Origin of the sequence: Sutterella sp. KLE1602 (assembly GCF_001578585.1) — a bacterium.
In the GTDB taxonomy this organism is placed as follows: domain Bacteria; phylum Pseudomonadota; class Gammaproteobacteria; order Burkholderiales; family Burkholderiaceae_F; genus Sutterella; species Sutterella wadsworthensis_A.
In genome coordinates this window covers 1-3,715 of sequence record NZ_KQ968576.1, presented here as the reverse complement: position 1 = coordinate 3,715, position 3,715 = coordinate 1, and the positions used below count along the sequence as shown (strand labels likewise).

At 54.2% G+C, this 3,715-nt stretch carries 1 protein-coding gene; it reads left to right on the top strand.

Annotated elements, in window-relative coordinates; genetic code table 11:
- Positions 1 to 543: 543 nt before the first annotated feature.
- Positions 544 to 3,715 (top strand): S8 family serine peptidase (locus HMPREF3036_RS10480; RefSeq protein WP_062334278.1); only part of this gene is annotated, 3,172 nt, incomplete at its 3' end.

The following is a 3,715-nucleotide window of genomic DNA, read 5'->3' as shown; positions in this document are numbered from 1 at the left end:
CATCAACACGCACGGCATCTTCGCCAACGTCCGCTTCAACTTCTAAGCCCTCGGGTTTTGAAGCAGGTGACAACACCTGCGGATGACTGAACACGGTCGGCTCTTCTTTGGAAGGGCCGATCGTTGTTTTTCATTGAGAGGCCCTACCGATATTGGCACTTTCATAAATAAATTCACTTTTGGCGTAATTACGTAGTCAGCCAAAAAATGGCAAGGGGTTTACCCTTGGTTTTCGGTTAAAACAAATTCTGAGCTTCTCATTTTGAGCTGGAAAAATATTCTTGATCCATGTCAATTCGGTTAGGTTGTTCAAGTTACCCTCGGATGGTAACTTGAACAACCTTATCTTCACCTCTTGATTTGTCAACACTGCCGTTACAAAGTCAGGGTTTGCGATGCTGTCCTAAAACGACATGTCTTTTCGCAACACCTGCAGGAAAGGCGATTCGGGGGATCAAAACAAGATAATCTGCACAGGTCCCTGCTCGAAGGAGCGGGGAACAAGGACCAACCTAAGACCCAATTAATTTGGAGTTACGCAGAATGAATCGCGTTTTCAAGACCAAGTGGAGTGCTGCTCACCAGCAGTACGTTGTCATCGACGAACATCACGCCACGAAGGGCAAGGCTTCCAAGAGCGCTGTTGCCATCGCCGTTGCGGCCTTCATGATGGCTGCCGGCGCGCAGGCCGCCTACATGGACCCGAACCCGAACATCAGCAGCGCCTCTGTTGCTGAAGCCCAGCGTGCCTTTGAAACGGCCGAATACAACGCTGACTGGGGCCTGAAGGCCATGCACGCTTCCAAGGCCTATGCACTTGGTTTTACCGGCAAGGGTGTTGCTGTTGCCGTCATGGACTCTGGCGCTCTCCTTTCCCACTCTGAACTGTCTGGCGAACGCTTCGTTGAAGTTGAACACAGTGGCAAGTACAGCTCCACTGGCAACCATTATCAGCAGGGTGCGAATGGCGTTGGCGATGAATTCGGTAATGGCGATTACGTCGCTGGCAAAGATTTCAAAGTTGACGGCAACTTCATGCCGCATGTGAACGATACTCACGGTACTCACGTGACCGGTACGGTCGGCGCGAACAAGGACGGTCAGGGCATGCATGGCGTGGCCTTTGACGCCAATATTTTCGTCGGCAACTCTGGTGCCACCGACAACAACAACTACGGTCCGTTCCAGGATTACAACTTCTATTACGAAGGTTGGTCTGCTCTGGCCAACAAGGTCCGTGACAAGAACGGCACACTCGAAGACGGAACTACGCTTCGTGGTGGCGTGATCAACAACTCCTTTGGCACGAACATCCGCTACACGGCCAAGGGTGCCTCGCTCCCTGTGAACAACGTCAGGGAAAGCGAGTTTGAGTACTTCCTTTTCAAGAAGAATCCGAACCCGAATGGCAAGGACTTCGTGGATGCGGCTTGGGACGCCATTCAGGGCAAGAATGTGGTCCAGATCTTCACGACGGGCAACCGTGACATGAAGAACCCGTACTATCGTCCGCTCTATCCGTACTTCAATCCTGACGCCGAAGACCAGTGGATCGCGGTTACGGGCCTCAAGCAGCTCGACACGACGGATACCAACGGCAATCCGAAGTATGACTATTGGTACGGCGTGAACAAGGCGGGTGACGCCAAGTGGTGGACGGTTGCTGCTCCTGGTGCCAAGATCTACAGCTCGATTGTGGTTGACGATCATTATGTCGCGAGCGATGCCAACCACAAGCTCGGCGATGCCGGTTATGCAACGTTCGGTGGCACGTCCATGGCCGCTCCTCACGTGGCCGGCGCCATGGCTGTTCTCATGCAGCGTTATCCTGACATGACCGCTCCGCAGGTCCGTGAGGTCATGTTCACGACTGCCAATCACAAGAACTCCGACGGCAGCAACTTTGACAGCTGGACCGTCGGTGAAAACGAGGTCGACCCGCTCTTCGGTTGGGGTGTTCCTGACCTCGACAAGGGCATGTATGGTCCTGGTCAGCTCCTGAAGAACTTCGAATACCAGATCCGAGAAGGCAACCTTGACGTCTGGAGCAATAACATTGTTCAGGACGCGCTTGAACAGCGCAAGGCTGAAGACAAGAAGTGGAAGGAAGAAATAAAGTATTGCCTTGATGACAGCGGAAAAGTTGTCGCGTCTAAGATCAAGCTTGACGACGCAATTCTCTATCAAGGCGACATTCCTGGACTTGAAAAAGACAAAATCACGGAGGATGAAGCCCGCAAGTGGATCGCGGATTACTATGAAAAGCGTCTTAAGGCTGTTAACGAACGCGAGAATCTGGACGGTAGCCTGACGAAGTCTGGCAAGGGTACCCTCATCATGACCGGTGCCAACTCCTACAAGGGCGCCACGACCGTCAAGGCCGGTACGCTTCTTGCTTTTGCCGAATCCATCGGTACTGATAACAAGGTTAAGGTGGATGATGGTGGTACGTTCGGCGTTCTGTCGAGCTACAACGACCAGTTCACGAAGAAGGGTCACCTTTACAGCACGGATGCCCAGAAGGGTGAACTCAAGATTGAAATCGATGACGGCGGCACGCTTGCCATCGACGCGACTTCCAATGTTGTCGTTGACTCTGTCACCTTCAACGGTGCCAAGAAGTTCGAAGTCACGCTTGAAGGTGCAGATACTGCTACGCTCGTGGATACCTGGAATGGCAAGAAGGACGCTCTGACCGGTTCCTTCCAGGCCAAGAATACGGTTAACTTGTTCTCGGCTGACGGTGAGACGCTGACGACGGCCCTCAAGTCCAACTACATCTTCTTTGATCTGGACAAGGCTGAAGGCAAGGGCAATCAGGCCACCATCTCCATGAAGAAGAAGGATGGCGTTACGTTCGAACAGTTCGCGGGCACCGCCAACGAACAGAAGATCGCTGCTGCCATCGAAGCTTCCGGCAACAAGCTCACGGGTGAAATCCTGTCCGCCAAGACGGAAAATGAAATCCGTGACACGTACCGCGCACTTGACGATGACTTCTACGCCACGGCCCGCAATGCTCTCGTCGTGAACGCCACCGCCGTGTCCCGCACGGTCATGGATCAGGCCCGCGGCATGGGTGAAGGCCGCTCCGCCGAAGTTGACAACGGTCGCGCTCGCATCTGGGCTGCCGGCATCGGTCACTGGGGCGAAGCTGAAGGCACGAAGAGTACGATGGACGTTGACTTCCGCACCGGCTTCCTCGGTGCTGAAGCTCTTGTCCTCGACAACACCAAGTTCGGTGCCTTCTTCGGCTACGGTACGACGGACTACAAGTCCGGCCTCAATAAGATCGACGGTGAAGACAAGCACTTCGGCGTCTACGGTCTGACGGACATCGGCAACGTGACGATGACCTACGGCGTGGCTTACACCGACGAAGATCGTGACACGGTTCGCGTCATGAACACCAATGTCAACCAGCACAGCGAAAATGCCTCCGTCCTTCAGGGCTTCGTTGAAGGTGCGTACAACTTCGATCTGAGCGTTGCAAAGGTCTCCCCGTACGTCGGCTTCACCTGGGCCCGCGTCGAAACGGATGCCGTCACCGACCACATGGATACGAACAGCTACAAGACTGACGAAATCAAGGACGACATCCAGATCGCCACGCTCGGTGTCCGTACGTCTGTTCCGTTCGCCATGGGCAGCATGCCTGTCGCGCTAACGGCTGATCTCGGGTGGTCTCACTACTTCGGTGACACCGAAGGTCTCG